Here is an 18,771-nt window from a genome sequence, read left to right on the forward strand (position 1 = left end):
ATGTCTTCCTTCCCACGAATTGAGCGGCTGTGCTTTAGAGCGCCCGGCGGGCCTTGTAAACCCGCCTTCCCGGTCGCCGTCGGGCGTGGATCGTCAGAACAGGCCGCCGGATCCGTTGACGATCGCGTCCTTGGCCTGCTGCGAGGAGTTGAGGATCTCCTCGGGCGAGGCATAGCCCTCGGCGCCGATGACCGAATAGACGTCGGCCGGGCCGGTGCCGGGCTTGAAGGCCTCGACGATGGTGTCCGGATCGCCTTCCACCGCCATCATGCCGGTCTTGCGGTTGACCGGTATGAGCTTCATGCCTTCGGGCATGATGAATTTCTCCGGCTTGTGGCCCTTGAGGGCCGCCTGCATGAACTCGTTGAACAAGGGCGCCGACAAAGAGCCGCCCGTGCCCCCACGGCCCATCGGCTTGGATCGTCGAAACCCATATAGACGCCGGCGACCAGATTGGGCGTGTAGCCGACGAACCAGGCGTCCTTTTCGTCATTGGTGGTGCCGGTTTTGCCGGCGACGTCGCTGTCGAGCTTGATCTTGCCCGCGGCGGTGCCGCGCAGGATCACGCCCTGCATGATCGAGGTGATCTGATAGGCGGTCATGGGATCGAGAACCTGCTCGCGATTGTCGAGCACGTCGGGTTCGTTCTGGCTGTCCCATTCGCGCGCATTACAGGTCTGGCAGACCCGCTCCTCATGCTTGAAGATCGTCTTGCCGTAACGGTCCTGCACGCGGTCGATCAAGGTCGGCTTGATCTGCTTGCCGCCGTTGGCCAGCACGGAATAGGCCGACACCATGCGCAGCACCGTGGTTTCCCCGGAGCCGAGCGACATTGCGAGCACCGGGTTCATCTTGTCGTAGATGCCGAAACGCTCGGCATATTCGGCGACGATGCCCATGCCCATGTCGTTGGCCAGGCGGACGGTCATCAAGTTGCGCGACTTTTCGATGCCGAGGCGCAGCGTCGACGGGCCGGCCGATCCGCCGCCGTAGTTCTGCGGCCGCCAGACCTGGCCGCCGGAGACGATTTCGATCGGCGCGTCGAGAATGACTGAGGCGGGCGTATAGCCGTTGTCGAGCGCCGCCGCATAGACGAAGGGCTTGAACGACGACCCCGGCTGGCGCATCGCCTGGGTGGCGCGATTGAATTCGGACTGGGCGAAGGAGAAGCCGCCGGCCATGGCGAGCACGCGGCCGGTATTGGGGTCCATCGCGACGAAACCGCCCTGCACTCTCGGCGTCTGCCGCAGACGGTAGGCGCCCTCCTTGCCGTCGAGGGGCTGGACATAGACCACGTCGCCCGTATTCAACACGCCCGTGGGGTTTTTTGCCGTCGCCCGGTCGCCGGCAGCCGAACGGTAAGCCCAACGCATGTCCTCGGCGGCGATGCGACCGGTGGTGCGGGCCTCCTCGATGCGGCCGGCCGCGTCGACCTCGGGCCGGATGCCGATATCGACGCCGGACTTGTCGGCGGCGAGCACCACGGCGAGCCGCCACTCGGGAACATCGCGAAGCGGCGTGATCTTCGACAGTGGAACGCCCCAGTCGGAACCGATCTCGATCTTGTCGACGAGGCCGTGGAATCCGCGGACCTGATCGTAGCTGATCAGGCCGTCCTGCAACGCCTTGCGGGCATAGAGCTGCATCGCCGGATCGAGAGAGGTGCGCACCGACAGGCCGCCTTCATAGAGCGCGTCCTTGCCGTATTTCTCGATCAGCTGGCGGCGCACTTCGCTGGCGAAATAGTCGGAAGCGAACAGATAGCTGTTGTTCTTCGTGGCGCTGACGCCGAGGTCTTCCTTTTTGGCCGCCTCGCCGTCGTCACGGGAGACATAGCCGTTTTCGACCATACGGTCGATTACCCAGTTGCGGCGCTCGATCGCGGCGTCGTGCTTGCGGAACGGATGATAATTGGCCGGGCCTTTGGGGAGTGCGGCGAGATAGGCGGCCTGGGCGATGGTCAGTTCGGTGACCGGCTTGTCGAAATAGGTCAGCGCGGCGCTGGCCAGACCATAGGAATTCAGCCCGAAGAAGATCTCGTTGAGATAGAGTTCGAGGATCTTGTCCTTGGAATAGGCCTGCTCGATGCGGAAAGCGAGAATCGCTTCCTTGACCTTGCGGTCGATCGTCTGGTCTGCGGTCAACAGGAAGTTCTTGGCCACCTGCTGGGTGATGGTGGAGGCGCCCATCGGCCGGCGGCCGGAGCCGACATTCTGGATGTTGACCGCGAGCGCGCGCAGGAGACCCTGAAAATCGACGCCGGCATGCTGGTAGAAATTCTTGTCTTCGGCGGAGAGGAACGCGGCCTTGACGCGGTCGGGAATGGCCTGGATCGGCAGGAACAGACGGCGTTCATGCGCATATTCGGCGATCAGCGCGCCGTTGTCGGCATGCACGCGGGTGGTCACCGGCGGCTGGTAATTGGCGAGCACTTCGTAGTCGGGCAGATCCCGGGTCACTTCGTCGAGATAGAGAGACACCACCATCGCCGCTGCGAGGAACAGCATCGTTCCCAAGCCGAAGAAATAGCCGATAAGTCTGATCATGGAATTCTTTCCGCGCATTGATCGACCGCCGAACGCGCGACGCGCCGGGACATGTTTTACCCGATGCGCGGCCTCGACGCCAGCATCGGCTCATACAGTCGCGAATGTGAGGAAAATAGGGCTCCGCCCGCTTTCAGGGGCGCAAGGCTCGCCCACACACAGATTTTTACGGCCGACTGCGCCCTATCCGCCACGCAAAACGCCGTTCGCCTTGAAATAGGTGACGGCGCCGTCCGCAATGAGGCCCGCGACCTTGTCCCGCCAGGCCTTGCTGGTCAGCAGTTTTTCGTCCTCGGCGTTGGACAGGAAACCGAGCTCCAGCAGAACGGAGGGAACGTCCGGCGCCTGCAGCACGCGGAAGCCGGCATGCCGGAGCGGATTGTTGATGAGCTCGATCTGGCCCTCGAAGGACTTCACCACATGTTCGGCGAGCTGGATCGAAAAGGCCTGCGTCTCACGCCGCGTCAGGTCGATGAGGATGTCGGCGACTTCCTCCGGCTCGTCCTTCACCTCGATCCCGGCGATGTCGTCCGACAGGTTTTCGCGCACCGCGAGGCTCTCGGCGAGCTTGTCGGAGGCGCGGTCGGAAATCGTGTAGACGGTCGCGCCGCGAATCCCCTTCTGGCGCAGCGTGTCGGCATGCAACGAAATGAACAGCCGCGCCTTGCCCTGACGGGCGATGGTCACGCGTTCGGGCAGCGATACGAATGTGTCGTCGCTGCGGGTGAGGAAGGCGCGGAAGCCGGGCTTGGCGTTGAGCTTGTCGGCCAACGTCTTGGCGAAGGACAGGGTCACGTCCTTTTCCAGCGTCTTGCCGGAGGCGCCGAGAGCGCCGGTGTCGATGCCGCCGTGGCCGGCGTCGATGGCGATGATGATGTCGCTGCTTTCCTGAGGGGTCGCCGGCGCGACGCGCGGGGTCTTGCCGCCGGCGATCTTTTCGCGATCCCAACTCTGATTCTTGACGAGCGCCGAAAACTCCTCGGCGCTGGTCATTTCGCAATCAAGGACGAGGCGATAGCCCTTGCCGGCTTCGTTTTCCCGCGCTTCGGCCAGAACTGCCTTGAACGGGCGCTTCGCCGTCAGGACGAGACGCGAGGACCCCTGCCCCATTCGGCCGTAGCGGATGTCGGTGAAGAGCCCCTTCGGCGCGAGATCGCCTTCCCCGAAACCGAACGCGGTTTCGTCGAGATCGACGATCAGGCGCGCGGGCGACGCGGTGTAATGCAGACGGAAGGCGGGCTCTCGGTCGAAATCGATGACGATGCGGGCGCGGGAATCGTCGCCGGCGATCCGCGCGGCGTAGGCGATGAGCGGCTGCTGCGGCGACGGATCTTCGGCGCCGCGCGCCGCTTCGCATCCGATCATCAGGCGATCGCCGCCAGCCATGCCATCAAAATTTTATGCATGCTTTGTGCCGTCCCGCCTTCGGCGCCGCGCGCCACCTGTCGCAAAATAGGCCTGATTTCTTAGCGAAACCCTGATTCGGCCGGCCGAAACATAGATTTTCGCGACCCCCGGCGCCAACACCCAGAAATTGGCTCGCAAGAAAATTCAATGATTTCCGACAAAGAGTGAATTCGATGGGTCAATAATGTGACGGATTTGCGTCACCCCTTGATATTCGCATGGATAAACCATAGAAGGTATGTGAGTGAATAGTGAAAGCTGGATCGCATTGCCCGGGAGGCTGCCAGGAGGATGGCGCCACGCCAGGGGTAATATCCGACGCTGATGCGCATTCACCGAGGCTCTATCCGGTCATGCGACGTTTCCGCATGGAATTTCAGGCGGTTGGCCGCCACACGCTCGTGAAGTTCGGGCACATTCATTGGACCGCAAGGTCTTGGGCATAGACATTCTCGCTCGGTAAGACATTGACGCAAGCGATCTTATTCTCGACGGCAACGACAGATCATGCGGCTCCGCCGCGTCTCCGCCGCGCCCTCAGGATCGCGTCACGCCCCAACCGACGGGAAACATCATCCGGCAATCGGCGCGTCTCGCGCCCGGCACTCCCCTTCCTGGCGGACCTTTGCGCCAAAGCCTCGATTGCCGAGGAGTTACAGATACATGGCAGACAAGATGCTTATCGACGCGTCTCACGCTGAGGAGACGCGCGTTGTAGTCGTACGCGGCAACCGCATTGAAGAATTCGACTTCGAGTCGCAGCATAAGAAGCAGTTGCGAGGAAATATCTACCTCGCCAAGGTTACCCGGGTCGAACCTTCGCTTCAGGCCGCTTTCGTGGATTACGGCGGCAATCGACACGGTTTCCTCGCTTTCGCGGAAATCCACCCAGATTATTACCAGATCCCCCTCGCCGATCGTCAGGCTCTTCTGAGAGCCGAGGCCGAAGAACATCGTCGCGACGACGATTTCGAGCCTGTCGGCCGCGCCGAGCCCACCTCGTCCGCGCATGAGCCGGCCGCGGGCCTCGAAGAAGCTCCCCAGCCCGACATCGAATCCTGGCAGGGCCGCAGTTTCGAAACACAGGCCGCCCCCGCCGCCGAGGAGGCGCCCGCCGAGGTCGCCGTCGACGCCGCGCCTGCGGAAGAGGCCGCTCCCGCCGTGGAGGTCGAGGCCGTCGAAGCGCCCGCCGAAAAGCCCAAGCGCGTCCGCAAGCCGCGCGCCAAGAAGGTGAAGGCCGAGGAAGCGCCCGTCGAAGCCGCGACCGAAGGCGAACAGCCGACCGCGGACGCGTCCGAACCGTCCGACGACGACAAGGGCTCGACGCCCCCGCCATGCCCATGGTCGCGGACGTCGATTCGATCTCCGAAGACGCCCGCCGTCGCGGCGGCGATGACGAGGACGACGACGATGATGACGACATCGACGAAAAGGAAGTGATCGAATCCGTCGGCGCCGAAGACGCCATGGAGGAGGTTCCCGATCGCGTCGTGCGCAAGCCGCGCAAGCAGTACCGCATCCAGGAAGTGATCAAGCGCCGGCAGATCCTGCTCGTGCAGGTCGCCAAGGAAGAGCGCGGCAACAAGGGCGCGGCGCTGACCACCTACCTGTCGCTCGCCGGCCGCTATTCCGTGCTGATGCCGAACACGGCGCGCGGCGGCGGCATTTCGCGCAAGATCACCAGCCCGCAGGACCGCAAGCGTCTCAAGGAGATCGCCCGCGAACTCGAAGTGCCGCAGGGCATGGGCGTCATCCTGCGCACCGCCGGCGCCAACCGCACCAAGGCCGAAGTCAAGCGCGACTTCGAATATCTGATGCGCCTGTGGGAAAACGTCCGCACGAAGACGCTGGAATCGACCGCGCCGTGCCTGGTGTATGAAGAAGGTTCGCTGATCAAGCGCTCGATCCGCGACCTCTACAACAAGGACATTTCCGAAGTCATCGTCTCCGGCGAAGAAGGCTATCGCGAAGCTAAAGACTTCATGAAGATGCTGATGCCGAGCCACGCCAAGGTGGTTCAGCCCTATCGCGACATTCATCCGATCTTCTCGCGCGCCGGCATCGAAGCCCAGCTCGACCGCATGCTGCAGCCGCAGGTGACGCTGAAGTCTGGCGGCTACATCATCATCAACCAGACCGAAGCGCTCGTCGCCATCGACGTCAACTCCGGCCGGTCGACCCGCGAACATTCGATCGAAGACACCGCGCTCCAGACCAATCTGGAAGCCGCCGAAGAAGTCGCCCGCCAGCTTCGCCTGCGCGACCTCGCCGGTCTCGTCGTGATCGACTTCATCGACATGGAAGAGAAGCGCAACAACCGCCTGGTCGAAAAGCGCCTCAAGGACCACCTCAAAAACGACCGCGCCCGCATCCAGGTCGGCCGCATCTCGCATTTCGGCCTGCTCGAAATGTCGCGCCAGCGCATTCGCGCCTCGGTGCTCGAAAGCACAATGCAGGTCTGCCCGCATTGCAACGGCGCGGGTCTGGTGCGCTCGCAGTCGTCGGTGGCGCTGCATGTTCTGCGCGGCATCGAGGAGTTCCTGCTCAAGAGCACGACGCACGACATCATCGTCAAGACGCCGGCCGACACCGCGCTTTACCTGCTCAACCAGAAGCGCGGCACGATCGTCGATTATGAAAACCGCTTCGGCGTCTCCATCACGGTCATGGCCGGCGATGAAGGCGGCGCGCAGCACTTCATGATCGAGCGCGGCGAAGCCGTCGAGAATCCGGTCAAGATCGAGCAGCTCATCCACTTCCCCGTCGAGGAAGAGGAAGACGAAGAGATCGTCGAGATCGAGGACGAAGAAGACGACATCGAGGAGAGCGCTGCGCCGGCGGCCCCGCAGCAGGCGCGCTCCGACGACCAGTCGAACAAGAAGAAGAAGCGTCGTCGTCGTCGTCGCGGCGGCAAGCGTGACGGCGCCGACAACAACGGCGCGAACGGCTCGGACGACAATGGCGACGAAAGTGGCGACGACGATGACGACGCCAGTGAAGCCGACGACGCCAACGGCTCGGCGGAAGAGGTCGAGGGCGCCGACGCGTCGTCTGCCGACGCCGCTTCGGAAAGCGACAGCCGCAAGCGCCGCCGCCGCGGCAAGCGTGGCGGACGCCGGATGCGCGAAGGCGACGTGAACGGCTCGTCCGAAACCAACGACGCCGACGGTGAAGCCGCCGACGGGTCGGAGACGCAAGACGCGGCACCGGAGAACGCGGCCGAACCATCGGCGACAGAAGCGCCCGCTCCGCGTCCGCGACGGGCTCGCGCCAACCGGGCCGAAGCCGCAGCCGCCCCGCAAGCCGTCGAGGCCGTCGTGGTCGAGGCCGCGGCGGAAGAGGCAGCCGAGCCAGTCGTCGCCTCCGAACCCGATGTCCCTTCGGAGCCTGCGGCTTCGACGGTCGCCGAAACGACGACGAAATCCGAGCCGGCCCCCGCGGCCGAACCCGCACCCGAGGACGATGCGTCGGCCGACGAAAAGAAGGTTCGATCCAATCGCGGCGAGGCAGCGCTGCAGGCCTCGCAGCCGGTGGTCGTCTCGTCGTCCGGTCCCGAAAAGACCGAGGACGACGGCAAGCCGAAGAAGGGTGGATGGTGGCAAAAAGGGGTTTCTTTGATGCCCTCATCCGCCTGATCAAAGGCTGAGTTCAGGAGGTCCGTCTCGACATCGAGGCGGATCTTCGCATTTGTGAAGGGTGATTTTTCACGATCCCGCGAGAGCGGCCCCAGAACCGCCTTTTTCTATTTCCACGCCCGAGAGCGACGACTATAAACGGCCCGCCATACCGGCCGCACGAGAGGAAATTCGACGATGAAGACAATGACCTGGGCGGCCGCGCTCGTTTCGCTGATGGCAGCGTTCCAACCCGCGATCGCCGCCGACAGCTTCTCAAGTCAGCAGAAGGACGAGATCGGCGCGATCGTGCGGGACTATCTGCTCGCTCATCCCGACGTCTTGATGGAGATGCAGCAGGCGCTCGAGAAGAAGCAGAACGAAGCGCGCATGGCTCAGGCCAAGGTCGCCGTCGACGCCAACAAGGACCTGATCTTCAACGCGCCCTACGACCTCTCCGTCGGCAATCCGCAGGGTAAGGTCACCGTGGTCGAGTTCTTCGACTACAATTGCGGCTATTGCCGTCGCGCGATGAAGGACATGGACACGATCGTGAAGTCCAATCCCGATGTCCGTTTCGTGTTGAAGGAATTCCCGATTCTCGGACCCGACTCGGTCGCGGCCCACAAAGTATCGGACGCATTCCGCGCGCTGGCTCCGGAAAAATATGGCGATTTCCACCGCGAACTGCTCAGTGGCGACCATGCCGACGAAGCGCGCGCCCTCGATATCGCCAAGACGCTCGGCGTGAGTGAGGAGGCGATACGCGCCGAGATGGACAAGCCGGGTTTCGACGCGCGCGTCCAGGACGCCTACAAGCTGGCGACCGAACTCGGAATCTCCGGTACGCCGTCCTACGTCATCGGCAACGAGACGATTTTCGGCGCGGTCGGGGCCGACGCTCTCAACCAGAAAATCGCCAATGTCGGCCAGTGCGGCAAGACAGTCTGCTGATTTGTTGCAAAAGCCGGGAAAAGCGAATACATGGCTTTCCCGGCCGCCCCGCCTGTGTACAACCCCTCCGGCACCACGCGGCCCTTTCCCTGTCACCCTCCCCGGTCTATAGGAGGGGATGCGTGCATGCAGGAAGAATGGATGACCCAGACTGTCTATATTTTGAACGGCCCCAATCTCAATATGCTCGGCAAGCGGGAGCCGGGAATTTATGGAGCCGCCACGCTCGACACGATCGCGGAGGATTGCCGCAAGACGGGCGCGGAACTGGGTTTTTCGGTGGACTTTCGCCAATCCAATCACGAGGGCGTGCTGATCGACTGGCTGCACGAGGCCAATGACAAGGCCGTCGCCGCGCTGATCAATCCCGGCGCCTACGGTCATACTTCGATCGCGCTGCACGACGCGATCCGCGCCATTTCCATCCCGGTGATCGAACTGCACTTGTCGAACATCCATGCGCGGGAAGAATTCCGCCACAAGACATGGACTGCGCCGGCGGTGAAGGGCGTGATCTGCGGTTTCGGGGCGCATTCGTACACACTGGCCATGCAGGCCGTCAGGACGATCGTCACATAACGATAATAGGACATTGAAAAATGGCTGAGAAGAAGACGGGCATTGATCAGGCGCTGATCCGCGATCTGGCCAACATCCTCAAGGACACGGATCTCACCGAGATCGAGGTCGAACAGGCGGATATGCGCATCCGCGTTTCGCGCAACACCCAGCAGGTGTTCGCCCAGGCTTCCATGCCGGCTTACGCGATGCAAGCGGCGCCGATGGCTGCGCCCTTGGCCGCCGCTCCCGCCGCCGTTGCCGCCGAAGCCGCGCCTGCCGCGCCGGCCGGCTTCAAGCTGACGTCGCCGATGGTCGGCACCTGCTACCACTCGCCGGCCCCCGGCTCCGCGCCCTTCGTGACCGTGGGCCAACAGGTCAAGGAAGGCCAGACCGTGCTGATCATCGAAGCCATGAAGACCATGAACCAGATTCCGGCGCCGCGTTCCGGCAAGATCGCGGCGATCATGGTCGGCGACGCCGCGCCCGTCGAATTCGGCGAGCCCCTGCTTGTGATCGAATAAGGCGGATCCCATGATCTCCAAGATCCTCATTGCCAATCGCGGCGAAATCGCCCTTCGCGTGCTGCGCGCCTGTAAAGAGCTCGGCATCGCGACGGTCGCGGTGCATTCGACCGCCGATTCGGACGCGATGCATGTGCGTCTCGCCGACGAAAGCGTCTGCATCGGCCCGCCGCCGTCGCGCGACAGCTATCTGAACATCCATCAAATCGTCGCCGCCTGCGAAATCACCGGCGCAGACGCCGTGCATCCCGGCTACGGCTTCCTGTCGGAAAACGCCAAGTTCGCCGACATACTCGACGCGCACGGCATCACCTTCATCGGGCCGACCGCCGATCATATCCGCATCATGGGCGACAAGATCACCGCCAAGCAGACGGCGCAGGATCTCGGCATTCCCGTGGTGCCGGGCTCGGCCGGCGAAGTGCTGTCGGACGAGGACGCCCTCAAGACGGCGCGTGAAATCGGCTATCCCGTGCTGATCAAGGCAACCGCCGGCGGCGGCGGACGCGGCATGAAGGTCGCCAAGACCGAAGAAGATCTGCTCGAAGCCTTCAACACGGCGCGTTCGGAAGCGGCCAACGCCTTCGGCAACGATTCCGTCTATATGGAGAAATATCTCGGCAAGCCCCGGCATATCGAGATCCAGGTGTTCGGCGACGGCGCCGGCAACGCCATCCATCTCGGCGAACGCGACTGCTCGCTGCAGCGCCGCCACCAGAAGATCTGGGAAGAAGCCAATTCTCCGGCGCTCAACGTCGAGCAGCGGATGAAGATCGGCCAGATCTGCGCCGACGCGATGAAGAAGCTGAAATATCGCGGCGCCGGCACGATCGAGTTCCTCTATGAAAACGGCGAGTTCTATTTCATCGAAATGAACACGCGTCTGCAGGTGGAGCATCCGGTCACCGAAGCCATCACCGGCATCGACCTCGTGCATGAGCAGATCCGCGTCGCTTCCGGCAACGGCCTGTCCGTGACCCAGGACGAGATCGTCTTCCAGGGCCACGCGATCGAATGCCGCATCAATGCCGAGGATCCCCGGACCTTCGTCCCCTCGCCCGGCACGATCACGCATTTCCACGCCCCAGGCGGCCTGGGCGTGCGCGTCGATTCCGGAGCCTATGCGGGCTACAAGATCCCGCCTTATTACGACAGCCTGATCGGCAAGCTGATCGTGCATGGCCGCACCCGTGTGGAATGCATGATGCGCCTGCGCCGCGTGCTCGACGAATTCGTCATCGACGGCATCAAGACGACGCTGCCGCTGTTCCAGGATCTCGTGTCCAATGCGGACATCGCCAATGGGGATTACGATATCCATTGGCTCGAGCATTACCTGGCCAATGACTGACGGGATTGCGTGATGGCGCGTTTATCGCATACCGCCGCCATCACGCCCGAGATCCTGCTCCGCGCCTATGCCGCGGGGCTTTTTCCGATGGCCGAATCGGCCGACGACCCGGATATCTTCTGGGTTCAGCCCGAGATGCGCGGCGTCATCCCGCTCGACGGCTTCCACGTTTCCAAGAGCCTCGCCAAGACCATTCGCAAACGCCCGTTCGACATCCGCTTCAATACGGATTTCAACCAGGTGATCGCCAGATGCGGCGAGCCTGCGCCTGACCGTCCCTCGACCTGGATCAACCCGTTGATCCTGATGCTCTACAAAGAGCTCCATAAGCTCGGCTACGCCCATTCGGTGGAGGCATGGGAGGGAGGCGAGCTTGTGGGCGGCCTCTACGGCGTATCGCTCGGCTCGGCCTTTTTCGGCGAGAGCATGTTTTCCCGCCGCACCGACGCTTCGAAGATCTGTCTGGTGCATCTGGTCGAGCGGCTGCGCGCAAAAGGCTTTACCCTGCTCGACACGCAGTTCACCACCGAGCATCTGAAGAGTTTCGGCGCGATCGACGTGCCCAAACGCGATTATGAGAAACTACTCGACCAGGCGATGCAATCGCCGGATCTCGATTTCTGAGTCTTTCCGGCAGGCTTAGTTGAAGTTCGGCTCGTCGAAATTCTGCTCGGGAGCCGTCAGGTCCGGCAGATTCTGCATTTCCACGGGCGCGTCCGGGTCCAGCAATTCGCCATCGGCGGGCGGCGCGGGTTGCATCGTCGGAGCTTGCGTGTCCGGCGCATTCTCGGTCGGCGTTTCGGTCTTCGGATCGGGGATCGGCGTCGTATCGATCTTGAAGCCGTCGGGACGCGGCACGTCCGAGGATTGTTTGCAGCCGGTCAGCCAGATGTCGTAGATCGGGTGATCGACGGCATTGAGGCCAGGAGAGGCGGCGAACATCCAGCCGCTGAAGATGCGGCGGATCTTGCGGTCGAGCGTGATCTCGTCGACTTCCACGAAAGTCGACTGCTTCTGCGCTTCGGTTTCGTCGCGGCTGAAGCAGACGCGCGGCGTCACCTGAAGCGCGCCGAACTGCACCGTTTCGTCGATATAGACGTCGAATGTGGTAGTGCGGCCGGTGATCTTGTCGAGGCCAGCGAACTCGGCCACCGCATTCTTGATCTTCGCCGCATCAGCAGGCGTGGCGGCGAGGCTTGCGCCAACCAGAAAGGCTGCGGACAAAACAGTCCGCAGCGTCGTCGATCGCGTCCTAATCGAAGTCATCCCGTTCACGTATCGCAGTCTCCGGCCATGCGGTGTGCGTTAGACGGCAATTATGGCCGGATGAAGGAGGCCTCAGCCGCGCGGGGTCCAGGCGTCGTAATCGCCGGTCACGCGATCGCGTTCGCCACCCGTGGCGAGCGAGCCCTTGGGTCGGTAGGCGGCGGCCGAACCGGTCGGATTGGCGCGATGCGCCTTTTCCCCCATTCGCGCGCCGCATAGGTCTGCTCGGTCGGCGGAACGTCGGTGCGGTAATGCATCCAGCCGTGCCAGCCGGGCGGAATGGCGCTGGCGTCGGCATAGCCGTTATAGACCACCCAACGACGCGTACGGCCTTCGCTGTCCTTGCCGCCGGTGTAATAGGTGTTGCCGAACTCGTCCTGTCCCACCTTCTTGCCGAAGCGCCAGGTGTGAAACCGCGTGCCGATGGTCTGACCGTTCCACCAGGTGAAAATCTGCAGGAGAAGCTTCATGAGTCCGGAACCCTGAATATGCGGCGCGAGACTCCCCGCGCCCGAAAGAATGCTCTGCTTATGCCGCTGCGCAGCAAGAAAGTCCAGCGCCCTCTCACGCAAAATGGACCTGCGCCGGCTTGCAAATCGACTTCGGCGACGCCAATGTCCGCACCGGGGAACGAGACGCGAGGGGAGCGCGGAAGATGATGATGCGAATGATCATGCGGGTGACGGTCGCCCTGACTCTGGCGGCTGCGGCCGCGAACGGCGTGCGCGCCGACGGCATCGCCATCGTGCAGGCGGTCGAACAGGCGACCGGGGTGTGCAACGGCGCCACGGCGGCCGAAGCCTTCGAATGCGCCAGGACAAATGCGTCGCCGCCGGCGCCGCAGCGCGCGAGGACTGCCTGGAAATGACCTGGTGCCAGAGCGGCTGGACCGTCGACGTGTTCATGCAATCCACCGAAGGCCCGCATTGGCACGAATATCATTGCGGCTGGTCGAGCCGCGCGGAAGCCGAAGCTGCGGGCTCGCTCGCCTGCAATCCCGAACGCAAGACGCAGTTGATGGAATGCGCCACCGTCCAGATCTACGATCCCGACGGCAAGGCGATGATGGAGAATTGAAAATGACTGATCTCGGCGACCTCGCCGCCCGCGCGCTGGGAGAAGTCAGCGCCTGCCTCTACAAGACCGATGAAGCGGAGCTGGAGGCGTTGATCTCGCATCTGATCATTCCGCGCCGCATCGCGATCTACGGCTGCGGCCGCGAAGGGCTGATGATGCGCGCATTGTGCATGCGGCTCCATCACCTCGGCCTCGATGTCCACATGGTCGGCGACATGACCACGCCGCCGCTCGGCGAAGGCGATCTGTTTTTGGCGAGTTGCGGCCCCGGCTATCTCGCGACCGTCGATTCTCTGGCGCGGACGGCCAAAGCCGCCGGCGCGGCGATCGCGGTGATCACCGCCGAACCAGACGGAGCGACGATCAGGCTTTGCGACGCCGTGCTGACCATTCCCGCCCAGACCATGGCGCGCGACGAGGATCAGCCGACATCCTTCCTGCCGATGGGCAGTCTGTTCGAAGCGGCGCAATTCATGCTGTTCGAGATTCTGGTGATCCGGCTGCGTGACCGGATGGGCGAGACGGCCGAGACCATGCGCGCCCGCCACACCAATCTGGAATGATCAGAAGCTGAGCGACTTCTCGAGAATGAGCGCGGGGATGCCGGAAGTTTGCGCCCCGCAATTCTTGGTCCAGCCAATTTCCGCGAAGCCGAGCCCCGTATAGAAAGCGACGGCGCGCTCGTTCTTCGGCTCGACGTCGAGCCGCATGCGCTTGGCCGAGGGAAAACAGGTCTCGACTTCGGCGAACAGGTCGCGGCCGATGCCCTGCCCCGTGAGCCCCGGCTCGACATAGATCATGTGCAGAACGGCGACGTCAGCCTCGTCTTCTGCCATCGCCGCATAGGCCATGCCGCCGATGACCTTGCCGTCGTCGGCCACCACGAATTCCGAATCGGGGCGCTTGAGCCGCGTCTTCAGGGCTTCGACGGAATGCCAGGCTGCGGTGATCTCACTGACCTTGTCGGCGCCGTACAGCGCGTCATAGGTCGCATGCCAGCTCCGCCCGAGAAGGGCGGAGACGGCTTTGAGATCGCCTTCGGAGGCTGTGCGGACGAAGAACATCCGCGATCAGTCTTCGAGACCGAGCTTGGCCTTGACCAGCGCCTGAACCGCCTGCGGATTGGCCTTGCCGCCGGTCGACTTCATCACCTGGCCGACGAACCAGCCGGCCAGCGTCGGCTTGGCCTTGACCTTCTCGACCTGGTCGGGATTGGCGGCGATGATTTCGTCGACGGCCTTTTCGATGGCGCCGGTGTCGGTCACCTGCTTCATGCCGCGGGCTTCGACGATCTCTGCAGGATCGCCGCCTTCGGTGAAGACGATCTCGAACAGATCCTTGGCGAGCTTGCCGGAGATCACGCCGTCCTTGATGAGATCGAGGATGGAGCCGAGCTGCGCCGGGCTGACCGGGCTGTCCTCGATGCCCTTGCCCGCCTTGTTGAGCGCGCCGAGCAGGTCGTTGATCACCCAGTTGGCGGCGATCTTGGCGTCGCGGCCTTCGGCGAGCTTTTCATAATAATCGGCGATCGCCTTTTCAGACACCAGCACCGAGGCGTCATAGACGGTCAGGCCGAGATCACGAACGAACCGCTCCTTCTTGTCGTCGGGCAGTTCCGGCAGGTCGGCCAGCAGCGAAGCGACGAAGGCGTTGTCGAATTCGAGCGGCAGCAGGTCCGGATCGGGGAAGTAGCGATAGTCATGCGCGTCTTCCTTGGAGCGCATCGACCGGGTCTCGCCCTTGCCGGCGTCGAACAGCCGGGTTTCCTGATCGATCGCGCCGCCCTCCTCCAGAATGGCGATCTGGCGGCGCGCTTCATATTCGATGGCCTGGCCGACGAAACGGATCGAATTGACGTTCTTAATCTCGCAACGTGTGCCGAACGCGCCGCCCGGCTTGCGCACGGAAACGTTGACGTCGGCGCGCATCGAGCCCTCGTCCATATTGCCGTCGCAGGTGCCGAGATAGCGCAGGATGGTGCGCAGCTTGGTGAGATAGGCCTTGGCTTCGTCGGACGAGCGCATGTCGGGCTTGGAGACGATTTCCATCAGCGCCACGCCGGAGCGGTTGAGATCGACATAGGACATGGTCGGATGCTGGTCATGCAGCGACTTGCCGGCGTCCTGCTCGAGATGCAGGCGCTCGATGCCGATTTCGATATCCTCGAACTGGCCCTGCCGATCCGGGCCGAGCGAAATGACGATCTTGCCCTCGCCGACGATCGGATCCTTGAACTGCGAGATCTGGTAGCCCTGCGGCAGGTCGGGATAGAAGTAATTCTTGCGGTCGAACACCGAGCGATGATTGATCTGAGCCTTCAGGCCGAGACCGGTGCGCACGGCCTGCTTGACGCATTCCTCGTTGATGACGGGGAGCATGCCCGGCATGGCGGCGTCGACGAGCGACACATTGGCGTTCTGCGGCCGGCCGAACTCGGTCGAAGCTCCCGAAAAGAGCTTGGACTGGCTGGTGACCTGGGCATGGACTTCCATCCCGATCACCACTTCCCAATCGCCGGTGGCGCCGGCGATGAAGCGTTTCGGATCGGGGGTGCGGACATCGACTATGCTCATTCTTGAAGCCTTCTTGCATGCATAAAGCGTGGAACTTTCCGGTAGAGCAAATGCGTTTGGGAGGCAAGCGTGGAGTCCTCACCGGACTGACGCAGGCTTGCAACGGGCGGGAAAAAATGCGGGACAACAGTGTGCGGCGCAAAAGCCGCCGGGGCGCCGAGGCTTCTATCAGAGTTTTCTTTCTGATACCGTTTTCGCGGAAAGCAGGTATATAGAGGCCATGTTGAGTTTAAAGGCGCATATACGGGCCTCGTCCTTGATCGCACTTCTGGTCCTTCCGGTTTATGAAAAGCCGGCAATGGCCTTCGAGATCTTCGGGATGAAGTTTTTCGAAGACGAAGACGATGCGGCGGCGGTGTCCGACCCGGTGCGCTATGCGCTGAATTTCGATCCGGGCGAGGACGATCTGCGCAAGGATCTCGAAGGCGCGTCGCTGCTGTTCCAGGAGCAGGAAAAGCCCGTGTCCGGCGATCTCGGCGTGGTCATCAAGGCCCGCGACGATCGCGACCGTCTGCTTGCCGCTCTTTACGAACAAGCGCGATACGGCGCCGTCATCGATATCAGCGTCAACGGCGTGCCGGTCGACGACTTGCCGCCGGTTCCCGATTTCCCGCGTGACAGACCCGTGCCTGTGTCCGTGAAGGTAGCGCCCGGACCTGTCTTCAAGCTTGCCGAGACGAAACTGGGCGTCGACGCCGCACAGTTCGATCCCCGCGATCTCGGACTGAAGACAGGCGAGGCCGTGGGCGCAGGACAAGTGATCACCGCCGCCGGTCGCGTGGTGGAGAATCTCGAAAAGGAGGGCCGACCGCTCGCCAAGCTCACCGGCCGCGAACTTGCCGCCGACCACAAGACCAGTGAGACGACGGTGACCATCAACGCCGAGGGCGGCCCTGTGGCGGATTACGGCAACGTCTCCATCAAGGGCTCTCGAACCGTCGACCCGGAATTCATCCGGCAATGGGCGCGCCTGAACACGGGCGAGCGTTACGACCCCGAAAAAGTGAAGGAAGCGACGGAGAGGTTGCGAAAGCTCGGCGTCTTTTCCTCCATCGCCATCACCAAGTCGCGCCGTCTCGACCAGAGCGGCCGTATTCCGATGGCGATTACGGTTGCGGACGGCAAGCAGCGCTATTTCGGCGCGGGCGCCGAATTCTCGACCATCGACGGCATCGGCCTCTCCGCCTATTGGGGCCACCGCAACCTGTTCGGCGGCGCCGAATCGCTGAAGATCAGCGGCGCGGTGTCGCGCCTCGGCAGCACGCTGGACTGGAAAGAGCTCGGCTACGACTTCTCGATCCTGTTTTCAAAACCCGCCGCCTTCAACCAGATCACCACCTTCAATGCCGGGGTGATCGCCAAGAACGAAAATCCGGACGCCTATCGCGCCTCGACCATCTCGATTTTCGCCAACACCAGTTTCGACGTGACCAGCAAGGATGTGGCGACGGCGGGCGTGGACCTCACCGCCAACCGGACCAAGGACGTGTTCGGCAAGAACGACTATCTGATCGCCTCCGTGCCCTTGAGCTGGACTCGCGACGCCACCGACAATCCGCTCGACGCCACGGAAGGCTACAAGCTCGACCTCTCCGCCATCCCGAGCTACGAAGCGCTTGAAGGAACTCCCTTTTCTTCCTTCGAGGGATCGGTGTCAGGCTATTGGGGTCTCGGCGAAGAGAACGGCGTGGTGCTGGCCGGCAAACTGTCGCTGGGCACGCTGGTCGGCGTCGACCAGTTGAAGGATGTGCCGGCCATCAGACGTTTCTATGCCGGCGGCGGCGGCTCGGTGCGCGGCTACGGTTATCAGGAGATCAGCCCGCGCAATGGCGACGGCGACGCGACGGGCGGTCGTTCCTACGCGATCACCTCGATGGAAGCGCGGGTGAAGGTGACGGAAAAGATCTCCGTCGTGCCTTTCATCGACATCGCCTCGGTCAACAAGGCGCTCTATCCCGATTTCAGCGATTTCCGCGCCGGCTATGGCGTGGGCTTCCGCTACGCCACCGGCCTCGGCCCGATCCGTGTCGATGTCGCCCTGCCCAGCAAGAAATATGATGGCGGGTCGTCCTTCGGCATTTATGCCGGCATCGGCCAGTCATTCTGAGGAGGCGTTCGTGGCCCATATGAGTTTCACCGCCTTCCTGTTTCGCAGCCTGCGCTATGGATTGATCACGCTGCTGTGCCTGATCGCGCTGATCGCGGTTCTCGTCGGCGCGCTCGGCTTCACCGCGCGCGGCAATCAGTTTCTCGCCGACCAGGCGGCCGCCTTCCTCGAAAGCCCCGATCTCAAGCTCGACATCGACGGGCTGAGCGGTCTGCTCGACGGCTCCGTGCATATCGACGGGCTCACCGTCGCCGACAGCCGCGGCGTCTATGCCACAGTTCGGGATGTCGATCTCACCTGGCGTCCTCTCGACCTTCTGAAGGCCCGGGTGCAGATCGATGCGCTGCGGGCAGGCGAGGTCGCCGTGTCGCGACCGCCCGTGACCACAGTGGAGACGGTTGACGACGGCGCGTCTTCCGGCCTGCCTGTGGAGATCGCGCTCGACAGGCTCGCACTGCCGCGCATCGATTTGGGGGCGGCGTTGATCGGCCGCGACGCGTCCTTGTCGGCCGAAGGCTCGGCGAAACTCCTGGCCAACGCCGTCGCTGCGACGCTCAACGCCTCGGAGCGCGCCCGTCCCGAAGCCCGCGCCCGGGCGGTCGTCGACTACCGACTGGACAGCGGCGCGCTGAAAGCGGATATCGACGTCGTCGAGCCCGCCGGCGGTCTGATCGCCAATCTCCTGCAATTGCCGGACCGCCCGGATGTGGCGCTGTCGCTGAAGGGCGACGGCACGCTCGACAACTGGCGCGGCGCCGCCACCGGCATGGTGAGCGGCCGGACCGTGCTGCGCA

Annotated in this window: 13 protein-coding genes and 3 pseudogenes; 10 read left to right on the forward strand and 6 right to left on the reverse strand. The window is 63.2% G+C overall.

The genetic code is table 11. The features are described 5' to 3' along the window. Positions 1-93 precede the first annotated feature (93 nt). A pseudogene (locus H2O14_RS03205) lies at positions 94-2,546 on the reverse strand (penicillin-binding protein 1A). Between the two features lie 183 nt (positions 2,547-2,729). Further along, positions 2,730-3,911, reverse strand: coding sequence for an N-acetylmuramoyl-L-alanine amidase (locus tag H2O14_RS03210; protein ID WP_246697277.1), 1,182 nt, complete (start codon positions 3,909-3,911; stop codon positions 2,730-2,732). 705 nt (positions 3,912-4,616) lie between these two features. On the opposite strand from H2O14_RS03210, the pseudogene H2O14_RS03215 reads away from it, so the two are divergent. From H2O14_RS03215 to aat, 6 genes and pseudogenes are all read left to right on the forward strand, one after another. Next, positions 4,617-7,588 (forward strand): annotated as a pseudogene (locus H2O14_RS03215) (ribonuclease E/G). 177 nt (positions 7,589-7,765) lie between these two features. Beyond that, a complete protein-coding gene (locus tag H2O14_RS03220) occupies positions 7,766-8,521 on the forward strand; it encodes a DsbA family protein (protein ID WP_182826485.1) in 756 nt (251 codons plus the stop codon). Positions 8,522-8,662: 141 nt separating this feature from the next. Then, positions 8,663-9,100, forward strand: a complete 438-nt coding sequence (aroQ, locus tag H2O14_RS03225; protein ID WP_182826486.1) for a type II 3-dehydroquinate dehydratase — start codon at positions 8,663-8,665, stop codon at positions 9,098-9,100. A 20-nt stretch (positions 9,101-9,120) separates the two neighbouring features. Then, a complete protein-coding gene (gene accB, locus H2O14_RS03230; protein ID WP_182826487.1) occupies positions 9,121-9,603 on the forward strand; it encodes an acetyl-CoA carboxylase biotin carboxyl carrier protein in 483 nt (160 codons plus the stop codon). Positions 9,604-9,613: 10 nt separating this feature from the next. Next, positions 9,614-10,954, forward strand: coding sequence for an acetyl-CoA carboxylase biotin carboxylase subunit (gene accC / locus H2O14_RS03235; protein WP_182826488.1), 1,341 nt, complete (start codon positions 9,614-9,616; stop codon positions 10,952-10,954). 12 nt (positions 10,955-10,966) lie between these two features. Next, on the forward strand, positions 10,967-11,578 hold the full coding sequence (gene aat, locus H2O14_RS03240) for a leucyl/phenylalanyl-tRNA--protein transferase (protein ID WP_182826489.1): 612 nt from the start codon (positions 10,967-10,969) through the stop codon (positions 11,576-11,578). A gap of 15 nt (positions 11,579-11,593) precedes the next feature. On the opposite strand, the gene H2O14_RS03245 is transcribed toward aat, so the two are convergent. Together H2O14_RS03245 and H2O14_RS03250 are read right to left on the reverse strand one after the other, a co-directional pair. Beyond that, positions 11,594-12,220 (reverse strand): DUF2155 domain-containing protein, encoded by a 627-nt coding sequence (locus tag H2O14_RS03245; protein WP_182829254.1) that lies wholly within the window; start codon positions 12,218-12,220, stop codon positions 11,594-11,596. 72 nt (positions 12,221-12,292) lie between these two features. Further along, positions 12,293-12,690, reverse strand: a pseudogene (locus H2O14_RS03250) (NADH:ubiquinone oxidoreductase subunit NDUFA12). A 119-nt stretch (positions 12,691-12,809) separates the two neighbouring features. Here H2O14_RS03250 and H2O14_RS03255 point away from each other — a divergent pair. Genes H2O14_RS03255 through H2O14_RS03265 form a run of 3 tightly spaced genes read left to right on the forward strand, consistent with a single transcriptional unit; the run spans position 12,810 to position 13,860 of the window. Then, positions 12,810-13,088, forward strand: a complete 279-nt coding sequence (locus H2O14_RS03255; protein ID WP_182826490.1) for a hypothetical protein — start codon at positions 12,810-12,812, stop codon at positions 13,086-13,088. Next, positions 13,085-13,297 carry a hypothetical protein gene (locus H2O14_RS03260; protein ID WP_182826491.1) on the forward strand — a complete coding sequence of 71 codons (213 nt, stop codon included), beginning with the start codon at positions 13,085-13,087 and terminating at the stop codon, positions 13,295-13,297. Before H2O14_RS03255 ends, H2O14_RS03260 begins: the two co-directional genes overlap by 4 nt. A 2-nt stretch (positions 13,298-13,299) precedes the next feature. Continuing rightward, positions 13,300-13,860, forward strand: coding sequence for an SIS domain-containing protein (locus tag H2O14_RS03265; protein WP_182826492.1), 561 nt, complete (start codon positions 13,300-13,302; stop codon positions 13,858-13,860). On the opposite strand, the gene H2O14_RS03270 is transcribed toward H2O14_RS03265, so the two are convergent. Both H2O14_RS03270 and gatB read right to left on the reverse strand, forming a co-directional pair. Next, positions 13,861-14,361, reverse strand: coding sequence for a GNAT family N-acetyltransferase (locus tag H2O14_RS03270; RefSeq protein ID WP_182826493.1), 501 nt, complete (start codon positions 14,359-14,361; stop codon positions 13,861-13,863). A 6-nt stretch (positions 14,362-14,367) separates the two neighbouring features. Further along, positions 14,368-15,870 (reverse strand): Asp-tRNA(Asn)/Glu-tRNA(Gln) amidotransferase subunit GatB, encoded by a 1,503-nt coding sequence (gene gatB, locus H2O14_RS03275; RefSeq protein ID WP_182826494.1) that lies wholly within the window; start codon positions 15,868-15,870, stop codon positions 14,368-14,370. Positions 15,871-16,090: 220 nt separating this feature from the next. Here gatB and H2O14_RS03280 point away from each other — a divergent pair, with 220 nt between their 5' ends. Then, positions 16,091-17,977, forward strand: coding sequence for an autotransporter assembly complex protein TamA (locus tag H2O14_RS03280; RefSeq protein WP_182826495.1), 1,887 nt, complete (start codon positions 16,091-16,093; stop codon positions 17,975-17,977). The last annotated feature ends 794 nt before the right edge of the window (positions 17,978-18,771 follow it).

The organism is Rhizobium sp. G21, from assembly GCF_014158035.1.
Lineage (GTDB): Bacteria > Pseudomonadota > Alphaproteobacteria > Rhizobiales > Rhizobiaceae > Rhizobium_E.